The 15,035-nt window shown below is 70.8% G+C and carries 16 protein-coding genes; 4 read left to right on the forward strand and 12 right to left on the reverse strand.

The genetic code is table 11. From position 1 onward, the window contains the following. Positions 1-20: 20 nt before the first annotated feature. The gene (locus WG212_RS03190) at positions 21-674 is read right to left on the reverse strand and encodes a helix-turn-helix domain-containing protein (protein ID WP_293373776.1); all 654 of its coding nucleotides are present in this window, start codon (positions 672-674) and stop codon (positions 21-23) included. Positions 675-839: 165 nt separating this feature from the next. Beyond that, positions 840-1,526 carry a TetR/AcrR family transcriptional regulator C-terminal domain-containing protein gene (locus tag WG212_RS03195; protein ID WP_337185618.1) on the reverse strand — a complete coding sequence of 229 codons (687 nt, stop codon included), beginning with the start codon at positions 1,524-1,526 and terminating at the stop codon, positions 840-842. Between the two features lie 100 nt (positions 1,527-1,626). On the opposite strand from WG212_RS03195, the gene WG212_RS03200 reads away from it, so the two are divergent. Both WG212_RS03200 and WG212_RS03205 read left to right on the forward strand, forming a co-directional pair. Beyond that, the gene (locus tag WG212_RS03200; RefSeq protein ID WP_337185619.1) at positions 1,627-1,992 is read left to right on the forward strand and encodes a cupin domain-containing protein; all 366 of its coding nucleotides are present in this window, start codon (positions 1,627-1,629) and stop codon (positions 1,990-1,992) included. 102 nt (positions 1,993-2,094) lie between these two features. Beyond that, on the forward strand, positions 2,095-3,429 hold the full coding sequence (locus WG212_RS03205) for an FAD-dependent oxidoreductase (protein ID WP_337185620.1): 1,335 nt from the start codon (positions 2,095-2,097) through the stop codon (positions 3,427-3,429). An 11-nt stretch (positions 3,430-3,440) separates the two neighbouring features. Here WG212_RS03205 and WG212_RS03210 read toward each other — a convergent pair whose 3' ends face one another. The 8 genes from WG212_RS03210 to WG212_RS03245 all read right to left on the reverse strand — a co-directional run bounded on the left by WG212_RS03210 (position 3,441) and on the right by WG212_RS03245 (position 11,633). Next, positions 3,441-3,836 (reverse strand): hypothetical protein, encoded by a 396-nt coding sequence (locus WG212_RS03210; protein WP_337185621.1) that lies wholly within the window; start codon positions 3,834-3,836, stop codon positions 3,441-3,443. 13 nt (positions 3,837-3,849) lie between these two features. Next, entirely contained in the window at positions 3,850-5,430 is a 1,581-nt protein-coding gene (locus WG212_RS03215; protein WP_337185622.1) for a PepSY-associated TM helix domain-containing protein, read from the reverse strand. Beyond that, a complete protein-coding gene (locus WG212_RS03220) occupies positions 5,427-5,720 on the reverse strand; it encodes a hypothetical protein (protein WP_337185623.1) in 294 nt (97 codons plus the stop codon). Before WG212_RS03220 ends, WG212_RS03215 begins: the two co-directional genes overlap by 4 nt. Then, entirely contained in the window at positions 5,717-5,986 is a 270-nt protein-coding gene (locus tag WG212_RS03225) for a hypothetical protein (RefSeq protein ID WP_337185624.1), read from the reverse strand. The genes WG212_RS03220 and WG212_RS03225 overlap by 4 nt, the downstream gene beginning before the upstream one ends. A 43-nt stretch (positions 5,987-6,029) precedes the next feature. Then, a complete protein-coding gene (locus WG212_RS03230; protein WP_337185625.1) occupies positions 6,030-8,198 on the reverse strand; it encodes a TonB-dependent siderophore receptor in 2,169 nt (722 codons plus the stop codon). 287 nt (positions 8,199-8,485) lie between these two features. Beyond that, positions 8,486-9,544, reverse strand: coding sequence for a YncE family protein (locus tag WG212_RS03235; protein WP_337185626.1), 1,059 nt, complete (start codon positions 9,542-9,544; stop codon positions 8,486-8,488). Positions 9,545-9,569: 25 nt separating this feature from the next. Beyond that, the gene (locus WG212_RS03240) at positions 9,570-10,736 is read right to left on the reverse strand and encodes an ABC transporter substrate-binding protein (protein ID WP_337185627.1); all 1,167 of its coding nucleotides are present in this window, start codon (positions 10,734-10,736) and stop codon (positions 9,570-9,572) included. 93 nt (positions 10,737-10,829) lie between these two features. Further along, positions 10,830-11,633 carry an alpha/beta hydrolase-fold protein gene (locus tag WG212_RS03245; RefSeq protein WP_337185628.1) on the reverse strand — a complete coding sequence of 268 codons (804 nt, stop codon included), beginning with the start codon at positions 11,631-11,633 and terminating at the stop codon, positions 10,830-10,832. Between the two features lie 84 nt (positions 11,634-11,717). On the opposite strand from WG212_RS03245, the gene WG212_RS03250 reads away from it, so the two are divergent. Beyond that, positions 11,718-12,794: an iron ABC transporter permease gene (locus tag WG212_RS03250; protein WP_337185629.1), complete on the forward strand. Its 1,077-nt coding sequence runs from the start codon at positions 11,718-11,720 to the stop codon at positions 12,792-12,794. Next, entirely contained in the window at positions 12,791-13,609 is an 819-nt protein-coding gene (locus WG212_RS03255; RefSeq protein ID WP_337185630.1) for an ABC transporter ATP-binding protein, read from the forward strand. Before WG212_RS03250 ends, WG212_RS03255 begins: the two co-directional genes overlap by 4 nt. A 30-nt stretch (positions 13,610-13,639) precedes the next feature. Here WG212_RS03255 and WG212_RS03260 read toward each other — a convergent pair whose 3' ends face one another. Together WG212_RS03260 and WG212_RS03265 are read right to left on the reverse strand one after the other, a co-directional pair. Next, entirely contained in the window at positions 13,640-13,930 is a 291-nt protein-coding gene (locus WG212_RS03260; protein ID WP_337185631.1) for a DUF2218 domain-containing protein, read from the reverse strand. 262 nt (positions 13,931-14,192) lie between these two features. Beyond that, entirely contained in the window at positions 14,193-14,966 is a 774-nt protein-coding gene (locus tag WG212_RS03265; RefSeq protein ID WP_337185632.1) for an SDR family NAD(P)-dependent oxidoreductase, read from the reverse strand. Positions 14,967-15,035 lie beyond the last annotated feature (69 nt).

The following is a 15,035-nucleotide window of genomic DNA, read 5'->3' on the forward strand; positions in this document are numbered from 1 at the left end:
CGCTCAGGCTGGATCGAGATTCAGGCGGCCAGCGCTTCGAGCGCGGTCCACTTGCGGATCTGGAAGCGGCGGGTCGAGGGGAACTCCACGATCGACTCGCCCTGGAGCTGGGTCAGCATCCGCGACACGGTCTCGATCGTGAGGCCCAGGTAGTCGGCCATGTCCTGGCGGCTCATGGGCAGCTCCACCTGGCCGTCCGCCTGACGTTCGGCCATCGCCATGAGGAAGCAGGCCACCCGCTCGCGGGCGCTCTTGCGGCCCAGCATGACGACATGGTCCTGAAGGCGTTCCATCTCCTGGCGCGTGGCTTCGAGGATCGCGCGGTCGAGTTCGGCGTCGCCCGCGAAGGCGCGCACCGCGCTGCGGCGCACGAGCTGGACTTCGCAGTCGGTCAGGGCCTCGGCGGCGAAGCGGTGGTCGGGGCCGGGCTCCAGCCCGAACAGGTCGCCGGGATAGTAGAAGTCGCCCACCTGACGGCGCCCGTCGACGGTGAGGCGGCTGGTGCGGACCACGCCACGGACCACGCGGTACAGAAGCTCGGCCTCCTGGTCCTGGGCGTAGATCTCCTCGTCGCGGGCGAAGGCCTGCCGGCCGCCGTGCCGCTCGAAGGCCTGGGTCAGCGCCGTCGCGGGACGGGCCGTACGGGGGTCGCTCATCGGGTATGCCAGGGTCATCGCCAGCTCCAGGGTCGATGGCGAAGAGGTACGGCCCAGGCGGTCGCGCGGAAATTTGGGAGCGCCCCCTAAGTAGCGGTACGGAGGCGCTGCGAAAGGTGTCCGCGCGTCGTGCAGAGTGTCTGGCGGACCGCCCCCCGCCGCACCCCGACCCGCGCCGGTCGATCAGGGTCCCGCCGGGGCTCCGGCGCAAGGCGCATTCCCCCGCCCGGCGGGCCTGGGGAACCCGCGCAGCAAGGCGTCGAGACCGAAGGCGAACAGCCGGTCGGTGTCGGAGACGACGCCGCGCGCCGTGAGCGCCACGAGGCGGTCCGCTCTGGCGTCCAGCATGCGCCGCGCCGGGGCGTGATCGCCCGCCGCGAGGGCGCGCTCCTCGGCCTGGACGTGACGCAGGACGAAGTTGACGAGGGTGGCGTAGGCCAGCCACGCCTCGTCCGGCGTGAAGCCGCCGGCTTCGAGCACGGCCAGCCCTCGCGCCATCACGGCGAACTGTCCCGCGCCGCTGGGACCGGAGACCACCATGTAGTCGGCGGCGCCGGGATGCCGCGCCAGCGCCGCGCGCAGGGCGAGCGCGAAGGCGTGCAGCCAGTCGGGCCAGGCAAGCGTGTCCGCAGGGGCCTCGAACTCGGCCGTGAACCGTTCCACAAGCGCGCGCAGCAGGTCGTCCCGACCGCGGAAATGATAGTGGATCGCGGCGTCCGAGCACCTCAGGCGGGCGGCCAGGCCGCGAATGCTCAGGTGTCGAAGGTCGTGGCGGGCGGCCTCCTGGAGAACGAGGTCGCGGCTCAGCTGGGCGGGACGGCCCCGTCGCCGAGTCCCGGCGGTCGTCGTCGCCGTCGAATTTTCTAGCATGCTCAAAAATAATTGCATGTCGCGGCGTCGGCAAGCCTTCTGACGACGGGGCGCCGCGGTCGCCCGATCTCGAAGTCGGTCTGGCGTGGGAGGTGGCGAGATGTTCCGGGATGTCGCAGCGTTGGGAGCGGCGCTGACACCGCTCGAGGTTCGGCCGGACGGCTCCGGCGCGACGTCGCCGGACGGCATGCGCGTGCTGGGGATCTTCAACCAGTGCATGGTGGGACTGGTTCGGTTCCGCGGCGAGACGCCGTGGGAGCGCCATCCCGACGACGAGCTTCTCCACGTCCTGGACGGCGCCGTCGAGGTGACCATCGAGGGCGATGCGGGGCCGGCCACCACGACGCTGCGAGCGGGCGACCTCTGTGTCGTCCCGGGCGGTGCGTGGCATCGCCAGCGGACGTGCGGCGTCACCCTGGTCTACGTCACGTCCTCCCAGGGGAACGAGCATCGGCCTGCCGGCTGAGCGCCAAAAATTGCAAGTCATTCGCAACTGAGTCAGGTTCGGCATGAAGCAGGGTGATTGTTCAGCGGGGGGCGGCATGCTCGGGAACGTGTGGAGCGGCTGATGGCCAAGCGCGTCTGCGTCGTCGGCGCCGGGCCTTCGGGCCTCACGGCCGTCAAGACCCTGCGGCAGGCCGGGTGCGACGTCTCGTGTTTCGAGATGTCCCCGGTCGTGGGTGGGAACTGGGTGATCGACAATCCCAATGGCCGTGCCGCCGCCTATCGCTCGCTGCGGACCAACACCACCAAGCGGATGAGCCGCTTCAGCGATTTCGAGATGCCCGCCGAATGGCCGGCCTATCCCCGCCATGACCAGGTGCGCGCCTGGTTCGAGTCCTATGTGGACGCCTTCGGCTTCCGCGACGCCATCCACACCCGGACCACGGTGACCCGCGCGACGCCCCGCGGCGACGGCGGGTGGGCGGTGTCGCTGGCCCCGGCGGACGGGGAGCCACGCACCGAGACCTTCGACGCGCTGGTGGCGGCCAGCGGAAGCTACTGGGACGCGCGTCTTCCGAAATGGGACGGGGCGTTCGACGGCGCGGTCCTGCACGCCCAGGACTATCGCGATCCGGCGACGCCGTTCGACACCCGGGGCAAGAACGTGATCGTGGTCGGGATCGGCAACACGGGATGCGAAATCGCCTGCGAGATCGCAGCGGCCGGCGCCGCCTCCGTGCATATCTCGGCGCGAGGCGGGACCTGGATCATGCCCAAGACGGTGAACGGCGCGCCGGCGTCCGATTCTGCGCCGATGACCCATCCGACGGACGCCGTGATCCGACCCTTCGACCTGCTGCCCGCAGGGGTCGGCCAGGCCTTGTTCCAGCGCATCGCCAAGCGCCGCATGGTGGGGGCGTTCAAGGATCGTATGGCGCGGTTGCAGGCGCTGGGCTTGCCCGCGCCCCCCGCGCATCCCTTGTCGAAGCGCCCGACGACGTCCGACGAGATCGCCGGCGCCCTGGAGCGCGGTGCGGTGAAAGCCAAGCCGGCGATCGCGCGGCTGGACGGCGCCGAGGTGGTGTTCGCAGACGGCTCACGCCTGCGGGCGGACCTGGTGCTGTGCGCCACCGGCTATCGCCTGACCTATCCGTACCTCGACGCGGACGTCGCCAACACCCGGGGCGACGACCTCACGCTCTTCATGGGGACGGTCGCGCCGGAGCGCGAGGACCTGTTCTTCGTGGGCGTGAGCCGGCCGACCGGAGCGTTCTGGCCGATCGCCGAGGCGCAGGCGCAGTTCGTGGCCGCGATGCTCACCGGCGAATACCGCGCGCCGTCGCGCAAGGCGCGTGCGAGACGCGCCCGCCCGATCCTCGGCTGCAACGCGTGGAGTCCCGCCCTCTACGGTCAGGCGTTGCGCGAAGAACTGCGCCGCGGTCGCGCCCGCGCGCGCTAGGGCGCGCTCAGCTATGCGTCCGGCGGCGAAGCGCCCTCGGGGCGCGGCGAACGGACGACGGGGGGCGGAGGCGGCGGAAGGCCGATCCCCTGCGCCGACAGGCGCCGGGCGCAGTCGATGATGGCGGCGTCGAGCGTCGGCGAGCGGATCTGGGCGACGCGGCCGGGGGACGAACGCTGTCGCACGGCGAGCCAGCCCAGCAGCCAGCGTTCGTCGCCGCCCAGGAACATCGCGCCGGGCGCCTCGACGGTCAGATGCTCCGTGCGGGCGGCGCGCCGCAATCCCGCAAAGGCCGAGTCCAGGCCCTGGTCGGCTCGCCCGAGGACTTCGGCGCTGTCCTCGCCCCGGAGCAGGCGGATCGCGATCCGCTCCACCCGGGGGCGGCGATGGACAGGCCAGGTCGCCATCCGCTTTCGCTGCTCACCCCGGATGCGGTGCGTTCAGGCCAGGGTCGGCCCAGACGCTGTCGCGTGGGGCGGCGAACCTGCGCCGCCGGGCGGAGCGGGCCGACGCCGCCAGGGTCAGGGCCAGCCCCACGGCCACGGCGTCGACCGCGATCAGAGCCGGCGATCCGAACCAGTCCGGCCCGGCGACGAGGCTCGCCGCCGGGATCGTGAGCATGGCGACCGCCGCGGCGATCGACAGTTCGGGACCGGCGCGCGCCGCGCCCCGAACCAGAGCCGCCACGACGAAGGCGAGGAACACCGCGTGGTAGATGACGCTGTGGAGGCCGGGCGTGGCCGCGAAGCCGAGAATCTTGGCCGCCGCGAGGGTCACCGAGATTCCGGCCATGCAGCCCAGCGGAACGCCCACGGTCAGGGCGCCCAGGACCCGGGTGGAGCGTGTCTGCTCCACGGCTCCGGCCTTCCGTTCGCGCTTCCGACGGGATTCGATCCAGAGCAGGTTGCCCGTATAGAAGACGAAGGCCCCCGCCAGGCCCAGGAGGAAATAGGCCCAGCGGATCGGCGCGCCCCCGAAGCTGCCGAAATGGAGCGCGAAGAAGCTGGTGATCGTCGCCGACCAGCCGTCCTGGCGGCCCGGCATGTAGTCGCTCGAGACGATCTCTCCGCTCGCGGGGTCGACGCTCGCGAAGCCGTAGGTCGGACCCCGGGTTCCGAAGCGCGGATCGGTCCCGGCGACGCGCAGGAAGACCGAGCCGTCCGGCCGGCCGCTGTAGTCGAGCACGATGGGCGTGAAGCCGGGCGCCTGGTCCTGGAGTTTCGCAACGATTGCGGCGGGCGTCAGCAATGGGGGCGGGGGGCCGGCGGGCGCCGATCGTTCGGGGCGCTCCGGGCGGCCGAACGCCACGGCCTGGGCGTCGTAGAACTGGTCGTGGAAGGCGAACACGACCGCCGTCAGCGCCATGATCACGTGGAAAGGCACGCTGAACAGGCCCAGCAGGTTGTGCACATCGAGCCACATGCGCTTGACGTTCCTGCCGATGCGCAGGGCGAAGAGGTCCGAGACCAGGCTCGGCAACAGCACGACCAGTCCCGAGACGATGGCGATCATGTAGAGCAGCGAGACCGCGCCCATGATCGGCATCGCGACCTCATGGTCGAGGAAGGCGAGGCCCACCTGCTGGTGCAGGACGTCGATGAACTGGGCGACGGGGGAGGGGCCGCGGGTCTCGACCTGCAGCGCGCCATCGGGGCGCAGGCTGGCGTAGTAGGTCACGCCTCCGCCGTGCTCGGCCTCCTCCGGGGTGGCTTCGACCCAGCTCACCCGCGCCGGGCGCGCCGAGTCGATGGCCAGGTTGACGTCGTAGCCCTTCTTCGCGCCCGGATGCGCCGCGAGCACCTTCTCGATCAGTTCGGGGGTGCGCTCGAGCGATGGCGGCGGGGCCAGCCGGCTGGGCGGCGAGGCCCAGCGCTGCAGCGGCTCCTCGAACATGGTGATCGCGCCCGCGTAGAACGCGATGAAGAGCGCCAGCCCGGAGATGATCCCGACCCAGCCGTGAATCTCCTTGTACATCCGCACAAGGTCGGTCGGCAGCTTCATGGGGCGATCCCTCCCAGCGCCCAGATGGCGCCCCACAGGACGACGTTGGCGGCGGCGAGCCAGCCCCAGGCGCGGGCCGTCGACCGGAACATGAAGCAGAAGGAGAGCACCAGCGCCCACACAGGCGCCATCATCCACATGGCCAGCTGGCCCTTGGTGGAGAAGAAGGTGTCGCCGACCCCGGCCAAGGCCTTGAACAGCCCCCCGGCGCCCAGGGCCAGGAAGAAGCCCAGCAGGAGACCCGCACTGGACTTGCCGAACCAGTCGCGGCTGGTGAGCGCGCGTTTCATCGTTTTCCCTTGGGCGGGCCGCGCCACCAGGCCACGCCGAGCGGGACGACCGACCAGACCAGCATCGCGCCGGTCATCCAGGTGAACACCGCGGTCGCCGGGCCGAGGATCGTCAGCAGAACACCGAGGCCGAGGGCCAGTTCCACCCAGCCCGACACCATCCAGGGCCGGCCGAGCGGGCGCGCGACGGCCTTCTGGGCGGGGGTCGCGAGGTACAGTGTCAGCGAGCCCGCGAAGATCAGCGCCGCGGCGACCAGGCCGGTCATGCCGACCGCCCGCAGCCCGGCCCCAAGCGCCGTGGAAGGCGCTTCACCACCGGTACTGCAGCCGCGCGGTCAGGCTGCGCCCCTGTCCGTAGAAGCAGGACGATACGCCGCTGCACGTCGCGAGGTAGCGCTTGTTGGCGAGGTTGCGCACATTGATCGAGCCCGTGAGACCGGCCAGTTGCGGGTTGGCGACGCCGAAGTCGTAGCGCGCGAAGACATCGAACAGCGTGAAGCTCGGCATGCGGAACTGGTTCAGCGCATCGCCATAGGTCCGGCCATTGTGGCGGATGCCGCCTCCGAGGCCGAGGCCGGCAAGCGGGCCGGACTCGATATGCTGGTTGACGAAGGCGGAGGCCAGCCAGTCCGCAGCCTGCGGCAGCTTCTTGCCCACCAGTCCGGCCGTGGCCGATTTGGTCACCTCGGCGTCGCTCCGGGTCACGGCCGCGATCGCCGTCATGCCCCAGGGCAGATTGGCGCGGCCCTCCAACTCCACGCCCCGAACCCGACCCTCGCCCACCTGGATCTGGCAGGTCGCCGTGCCGCATATCGGCGCCACGGTGGAGGGAGGGATCGGCAGTGCGTTGGAGATGATGTTCTGCTGGGTGATCTGGTACGCGCCCAGGGTGACGTAGATTCCCGCACCGCCCTGATACCGGACGCCGGCCTCGTACTGCTGGCCGGTGGTGGGGACAAAGGACTGGCCGTTCAGGCTGGTGGAGGGATCCGACACCTGCGGCTGGAACGACTCCGCGTAGCTCACATAGGGCGCGAACCCGTTGTCGAAGAGGTAGACCGCCCCGGCGCGCCAGGTGAAGGCGTCGTACTTGTTGACGAACCGGGTCCCGTTGACCGGGTTGCGCGTGCTGTCGCGTGACCAGTCCTGCCGGCCGCCCAGCGTCACGCGCAGCCGGCCGACCCGGAGCTGATCCTGCACATAGAGGCCGGCCTGGCGGCTCACCGTCTCGGTATAGATCTGCGGTTGCAGCAGAGCGGGATAGTGCGACGAACCGCGGGGACTCGGATTGAACATGTCGAGCAGCGGCTCGACCTGGCCGCGGAGCTGCGCCGGCAGGCCGGGCAGCGTCACCAGATCACGGTAGTGCTCCCAGTCGGTGTGGAAATAGTCCACGCCGGCCAGCAGGGTATGCTCGACCGCGCCGGTCGCGAACCGCACCTCGGCCTGGGTGTCGGTGGCCCAGCCGTCCGACTCGCCCTTGCCCTGCACGGCGCGCCGACCGATCGTCGCCCCGTTCTGGCAGCCTGCGTACATGGGGCTCAGGGCGACCAGGGCTGCGCAGTTCGTCGCCGTGTCGCCGGAAAGCACCGTCACGCGGTAGAGCGTGTCGAGGTGCGTGTAGCGGATGTTGTTCCGCAGCTTCACGTTCTCGCTGAGGCGATGCTCCAGGAAGGACGCGATGAGGTATTGGTCGCGATCGAATGTGTTCCAGTCCGGCTCGCCGATATAGCCTTCGAGCGTCAGGCGCTGTCCGCCGGCGCCGGGAACATAGGTTCCGGTATAGGGCAGGAACTGGAACGTCGAGCCGCCGCGGTCGCGCTGGTACTGGCCCAGGAAGGTCCAGGTGGTGGACTCGCTCGGCGCCCAGGTGACGCTGGGCGAGACGTAGTAGCGGCTGATGTCGGTCTGATCGACCTGGGTGTCGCCGTCGCGGATCAGCGCCACCAGGCGTCCGGCCACCGTCGAGCTGCCGGCGATCGGTCCGGTGATGTCGCCGGCGGCCTGGAAGTTCCAGTGGTCGAGATCGGTGAAGCCAGCGGCCTGGACCTGGATCTCGCGCTGGACCGTGAAGCTTGGCCGCTTTGTGACGATGTTCACCACGCCGCCGGGCGCCGTCTGCCCGTAGAGCGCGCCGGAAGGCCCCTTGAGCACTTCGATCTGCTGGAGCGCGATCGGGTCGAAGCCCGGCCGGGTCCACTGACCGCCGGACGGCAGGCGCAGGCCGTCCACGAAGTTGTTGTTCGAGGAGAAGCCGCCGGCCCCGAAGCCCCGCACGCTCACTTCGTCGACCCGGCTGTCGATGCCCGAAGGCTCGGACTGGACGCCCGCGGTGTAGGCGAGGGCGTCGGCGATGGTGGGAGAGGCGCGAAGCTCGATCTCTTCGCGGCTGATCACCGAGACGGTCTGAGGCGACTCGATGATCGGCGTGTCGGTCTTCGTGGTCGACGAGGCCGCCGACCGGCCCGTCGCCGTCACGACCACCTCCGAGACCGTGGCTTGCTGAGCCTGCGCCGCGGCGCCGCTGGCGATGACGAGACCGCTCAGCAGGGCGCAGGCAGAGGCTCCGACGCGGAGATCAGGTGGGGAAGCAAGGCGGCGGGAAGGATTCAGCATGGCGTTCGGGCGACCTGAGGAACGGGAGTTGCGAATAATAATGAGAATCGTTCGCATTTCATAATGTTGCTGAAGCTCGACATCAAGCGGGGATGTGCGACGCCTTCGCCGGGGCGGAGGTGTGGCGCTATCTTCCCGCCGCCGGCGCCTCAGGGGCGGATGAGCGTGATCGTGTCGCCGTCCGGATCGTCGGGCACGGGCGTCCCGGCCGGCGCGTTTCGCGGCAGGCCGCGGGCCTTGTTGGTCACGAAGACGCGGCCTGTCTTGCGATCGATGGCGATTGTCTGCGGAAAGGTGCCGGTCTTCAGGTCGGCAAGCACCTCGAGTGTCCGGCTGTCGATCACGGTGACGGTGCCGGCCTGGCGGTTGGCCACGTACACTTGGCCGTTGGCGGGGTTCAATGCGACGCTGAGTGCGCCCGCGCCGGTCTTGACCACCTTCACCACATCGCCGGTGGCCGCATCGAGCACCGACATGTCGCCGGTCCCCTGGTTCGCCGTGAACAGGCGGCGTGTCGACGGATCGTAGACGATGTTGGTCGGCCGCTGCCCACCCGCGGGCCAACGGCCGACGACCTTGTCGGTGGCGAGGTCGATCGCCAGGACCTCATGGGCGCCCATGCCTGTCACGAAGAGGCGTTCGCCCGTCGCGTCCAGCGCCGCGCCCGTGAGCTGGCCGGTGGGGACGGTGATGATGCGGTCGAGCTTGCGGGTCGCCCCGTCGATGACCCAGACCTGATTGGGATTCTCCGCGGCCTTGTCGGCCAGCCCCCCGACGACGGTCACGTAGATGCGATCGCGCTGTTCGTCGACGATCGCCTCGCGCACGTGGGCCTTCTCGCCCGCCTTGACGCTCGCCACCACCTTGCCGGTCTTGAGGTCGATGGCCGATACGGAGCCCGCCAGCGTGGCGGTGCCCCAGAGCGTCTGGGTCCTGCTGTTCAGGCCCAGGCCGAAGAGGCCGACGCCGTCCAGCTCGAATTCGGCCTCGGACGCCAGGTTCGCACTGTCCACGCGCACGATCTTCGGCGCGCCTGCGCTGCGCGGGCCGACGGCGGCGACATAGAGATCGCCGTCGGCGGAATTGAAGACGATCTCGTAGAGATTCCCCGGCGCGAGCTTGACGGATTTCTCCACCGTCGGCGCCGCCAGGGCGGGGAGGGCGAAAAGCGCGGCGGCGACGGCTAGGCCGGCAGGGCGGAGCATCATGGGATCGTCCCTTCTGTTCGGACCGTCAGCGCTTGGGCAGGTCGGTCCAGTAGTCGCCGCGATAGGGCACGGCGAGGAAGCGGCTGTTGATGGTGTCCAGGGTGGCGCGGGGGTCGAGGTCGCTGAACAACTCGGGATGGATCCAGCGTGCGAGGGCCTCGACGGCCACGATGTCGATTGGCGAGTTGATGAGCTGGTGGGACAGGCCGTGGACCCGTCCGCCGCGCACCGCGCCCAGGCTGGCGATCCCGCGCCGCGCGGTCACCCGGGCCAGGGACGCCTGTGACTGCGCCGCGCTGAACTGTGGCCCGACCACATAGCCGCCGGCCTTGGCCAGATGGGGCCCGCCGGTGGCGATGTAGACCGCCGGGTCCTTCTGAATGACGTATTCCAGGCTGATCTTGCCGAAGGCGGTCTTGAGCACTTCGGCGCCGATGTTCCGACCGCCCACGAAGGCGATGTAGTCGCCGACGTTGCCCTGTCCCGGGGAGTTGCAGCAGTCGGGGCCGTTGCCCGCGTGCGCCTCGAGGAACACGGTGGGCCGCTGGTCCTCGGGAATGGCCGCGACGCGATCGGCGATGACCTTGAGCTTGCCGGCGCGGAAGGCGTTGTAGGCGTCGGCCTGAGCCTCCCGGCCCGTCAACCTGCCCAGAAGGTTCAGGCTGCGGGCCTGATTTTCAAACGGATGGGTGAAGAAGTCGATGAAGGCCACGGTCACGCCGGCGGCTTCCAGCTGCGCGACCTGCGCGTCCGTCGGGCCCGATCCCAGGGAGACGACCGCCACCTTCGGCTGGGCGGCCAGAACCGTCTCGACGTTGAAGTCGGCCGCCGAACTGGGCGTCTTCGGCAGGGTCGTGAACTGGGGGGATTTCTCGACGAAGGCGGCGTACATCTCGGGGCTGATCCGGTTGACGTCCCCCGACCATGCCGCCAGCAGGCTGACGGGGTCCGGATGGATCAGCGCGAGGGCGATCAGGTAGCGCCCGTCGTCGATCGACAGTTTCCCGGCCGGCAGCGCGATCTTCAGGGGCCGGTCGCGGAGATCCGTCAGGGGCGCTTCGTCGGACGTCTCCCTGGCGGGATTGCAGCCGGCCATCCCCAGGCCGAACAGGGCGGCGCCTGCGCTCAGCAGCCTGCGGCGGTCCAGGCCGGCCGCCTCGGGCCGCGCGGAGCGGACGTATGACGCTGACATGACGGGCCCCCGAAACGGCGTCGCGGAACCGCGACGGGAGGCTCGTATTGCGAATGACTCGCAAAAGCAAGAGACTTGAGGCCAACCTCGCCATCAGGCCGCGAAGCCCCGGCTGAGCGCCCGGAGCGCCGCAGGGCACGCGGCGACCGGGGCCGAACCGTGATCCTCGTCCTGGATGGCGCCGCCGGAGACGGCGTCCGGTCCCAGCGCTACGGCGAACGACGCGAGGGCGCGGGCTGCGCGCGGCCCCATCGCGCGGCCCGCGGCGTCCCCGGCCTCGCCCCCGGCCTCAAGCTCGCCCCAGGCCAGATGGAGCGCGCGCACGCGCCCGCGCGCCGCGTCGACGGCCTGGTCCGCAAGCGCGGGGCGCCACCAGAGCGAGGGGCTGACCAGGGCGTAGGCGGCGAAGAGGCCGGGCCGGCGGGTCATGGCGTACAACCCGAACAGCGCCCCGAGGGAATGGCCGAACAGGCCGAGACGCGCGCGGTCCATCGCGGCGACGGCGGCGACTGCTGGCAGGATCTGGTCTTCGATCAGCGCCAGCAGGGTTTCGGCGCCCCCGGCGGGATGCGGCGTCGCGGCCGGCGGATCGGGCGGGCCATCGGTGAAGTCGCGGATGCGCCGTGCTCCGTCGTCGTCGGGCGCGAGGCCGATCACCGCCAGAGGCGGAACGCGGGTCTTCTCCGTCCGCCGGGACAGGGCGGCGGCCGCGCCGGCCACGATCTGGAAGTGCAGGTCCGCGTCGAGCACGAGGACGGCGGGATGTCCCGACGCGGGGGACGCCTGCGGTGGCGTCGCGAGCAACAAGCGATAGCCCTGGCCGTCGGCGCCGGTGAGGCGACGCATCATCTGTCCTGGCGGCGCCGTGGCGCGCGACCAGCCGGCGGCTTCATCCATTGCCGAACTCCAGCGTCGAAGCCGCCCCTGGCGGCGGGCCCTGTCAGCCTATATTGCGAAGCATTCGCATAAAGCCACGGTGAAATGACCTCTACCGATATTCCCGGCCCGCCGCTTCCACCCGGCGACGACGTCTTGGAGGCGTACCGGCGGACACGGGCGCGGCGGGGCCTGGTGCTCGTCGGCCTGGCGATCGCCTGCGCCGTGAGTCTCGGCCTCGACCTGGGTACGGGCCCGTCGGGCATGGCGCCGCTGCGTATCCTCCAGGGTCTCGCCGACCCGGCCGTCCTCACGCCCGCGGAATCGGCGATCGTCTGGCAGATCCGGCTCCCCTCGGCGCTTCTGGCGATGATGGTCGGGGGCGCGCTCGCTCTCGCCGGGGCCGAGATGCAGACTGTGCTCGACAATCCGCTCGCCAGCCCCTTCACCCTCGGCGTATCGTCGGCGGCGTCTTTCGGGGCATCGCTGGCCATCGTCCTCGGCCTGGGCGCGCCCATGCTCTCCCAGCATATGTTGACCACCACCAACGCGTTCCTCTTCGCGTTCGGCTCGGTGCTGCTGCTCCAGGCCCTCGCTCGGAGCCAGCGCGGGGGCGTGCAGGGGATCGTCCTCTTCGGGATCGCCCTGGTCTTCGCCTTCAACGCCTTGACCGCGCTGGTGCAGTTCGTGGCCTCGGCCGAGGCGTTGCAGCAACTCGTCTTCTGGACGATGGGGTCCCTGGCGCGGGCGACCTGGGGTTCGGTCGCGGTCATGGGGCTGGCCCTGGCCGTGGCGGCGCCCTTCTCGCTCGGGGCCGCACAGGCCCTGACGGCGCTCAGGCTCGGCGAGGACCGCGCGACCGGCTTCGGGGTCGACGCCGGGCGGCTGCGTTTCTGGGCGCTCCTGCGCGCCAGCCTCCTGGCGGCCGCCGCGGTGTCGGTGGTCGGCGTCGTCGGGTTCATCGGCCTGGTCGGCCCCCATATCGCCCGCCTGCTGGTGGGAGAGGACCATCGCGTCTTCCTGCCCGCCAGCCTTCTGGGCGGCATGCTCCTGATGTCGCTGGCGTCTGCGGCGTCCAAGACCCTGGTTCCCGGCGCCCTTCTCCCGGTCGGCATCGTCACCGCCGTCATCGGCGTGCCCGTGTTCCTGCTCCTGATCTTCCGCAACGGAGCGCGCGGATGAGCCCCGGCGCGCTGACCATAAGAGGCCTGACGGCGGGGTATGGCGCCCGGCGGATCCTCCAGGATCTCGACCTGCCGCCGTTCCGGCCGGGAACCGTCACCGCGCTGGTGGGACCGAACGGCGCGGGCAAGAGCACCCTGATGCGTGCGATGGCCGGGCTTCTCCCGGCGACAGGCGAGGTCCGCCTGGGCGATGTCGATCTCGGCCGGCTCGGCCCGCGCGAGCGCGCGCGGCATGTGGCGTATGTTCCCCAGTCCCTTCCGGCGGGGGTCGCCCTCAACGCCCTCGAGACGGTGATCGCCGCGCTGGAGGCTGCGCCTTCCGGCGTGGCGTCCTTGGGCTTGTCCACGCCGGCGCGGGCGCTGGCCGCGCTCGAAGGCGTCGGCGCCAGCGGCCTCGCGCTTCAGCGGATTGACCGCCTCTCCGGCGGGCAGCGCCAGCTCGTCGGACTGGCCCAGGCGATCGCGCGCGACCCGGCGGTGCTGCTGCTGGACGAGCCCACCAGCGCCCTCGACCTGCGCCACCAGTTGACGGTCCTGCGGTTGTCGCGCCGATACGCCGCCGAACGGTCGGCGGTCGTCGTCCTGGTGCTGCACGACCTGCAGGCGGCCGCGCGGGTGTCGGATCAGGTTCTCGTCCTGGCGAACGGCCGGCTCGCCGCCCACGGCGCCCCCGCCGAGGCGATCACGCCGGCGACTCTGGCCGAGGTCTATGAGGTGGAGGCCCGCGTCGAATCCTGCTCGCGCGGCCAGATGCAGGTGATGGTCGACGACGTCCTTCCAGGGCGCGTGTCCGCATCCGACCTGTCCGACTGAGGCTGGCCCGGGGGGCCTCAGTCGGGGGCCTCAGTCGGCGGCCTCCCGCCGCCAGGGGAACTCGAGGGTCTCGCGAAAGGCGAAGCGCGCCAGGTGGTCGGCCACCACCTGCTCGAACCGGCTGACATCCGCGCCGTCCGCCGGGACGAGCCGCACGTTCAGTCCCTCGTCGTCGGCGTCCAGGACGCATGCGCCGAACGGGAGCGCGATCTCTCCGTGCTCTGGCGTGAAACGGGTCTCGAACTTGTGGCTCCAATGCTTGCAGAGCTGTTGGAGGTAGCGCCGGCCCGAGGCGGTCGGGACGCGAACCGTGGACGTCATGGCGGAACGGATCCTGCGAAGGGGCTGGGAGCGGCGTCGCCATGCCCGGCGACGTCGGACCATCGTACGCGCCCCCGCTCTGCGGCCTATGGGACGGGGCCGAGGTTCGCCCGCACGTGGATGCAGGTCAACTGCCCCGCCCCAACCGACGGCGCGAGGATGGGCGAAGGCGTCGCGGACGCCGGATGGGACAGGCGGCGCCGGCAGCGCGGCGCCCAACAACGCTCGAGGAAGGGCAGGAGGCCCGCCGCGTCGCGGCGGGCTAGGCCGATGGCGTGCGGAGTTGAACGGTTTGCCCGCCGTCGGCCAGCAGCACGGCGCCGGTGATGAAGGACGCCAGATCGGACGCCAGGAAGAGGATTGCATTGGCCAGCTCTTCGGGCCGCGCCGCGCGGCCCAGCGGCACGGCGCGCAGCATCTCGCGCCGTCGCGCCTCGTCGCCGCTGGCGGTGAGTGGCGTCTCGACCAGGCCGGGAGCGATGACGTTGCAACGGATGTTGGCCTGGGCGTACTCGATCGCGACGATGCGCGTGAAATTGATCAGGCCGGCCTTCATCGTGCCGTAGGCGGCGCCGTTCGGCGCGGCCCCGACGCCACCGATGGACGAGGTGTTGACGATCGCGCCGCCGCCTTGAGCCGCCATGACAGGCAGGGCGGCGCGCGTGCCCCAGAAGACGGCATTCAGGCCGACCGTCACCGCGTGCTGCCAATGTTCCAGCGGGATTTCGGCGGTCGGGACCCGGGCGAAGCCGGCCGGGTGGGCGTAGGCGTTGTTGTGCAGGAAGTCGATCCGGCCGAGTTCGGTCGCTGCCCGGCCTATGGCCGCCTCCAGCGCAGCCTGGTCGCCGACGTCGACGCGGATGGCGAGGCCGCGCCCGCCGAAGTCGCGGACCTTAGCCGCGGCGGTCTCGGCGGCTTCACCGTTGAAGTCCAGTATGGCGACGAAGCCGCCTCGCTCGGCATACCCCAACGCCGTCGCCAGGCCGATGCCCGAGCCGCCGCCGGTGATCACCGCAACCTTTCCATCGAACCGCATCTGTCTTGATCCTGCCGAGGGGCCAAACGACCACACCCCGGCGGATCACTCCGCCGGGGTGCGCGTCGC

It is taken from the genome of Phenylobacterium sp., assembly GCF_037189685.1.
In the GTDB taxonomy this organism is placed as follows: domain Bacteria; phylum Pseudomonadota; class Alphaproteobacteria; order Caulobacterales; family Caulobacteraceae; genus Phenylobacterium.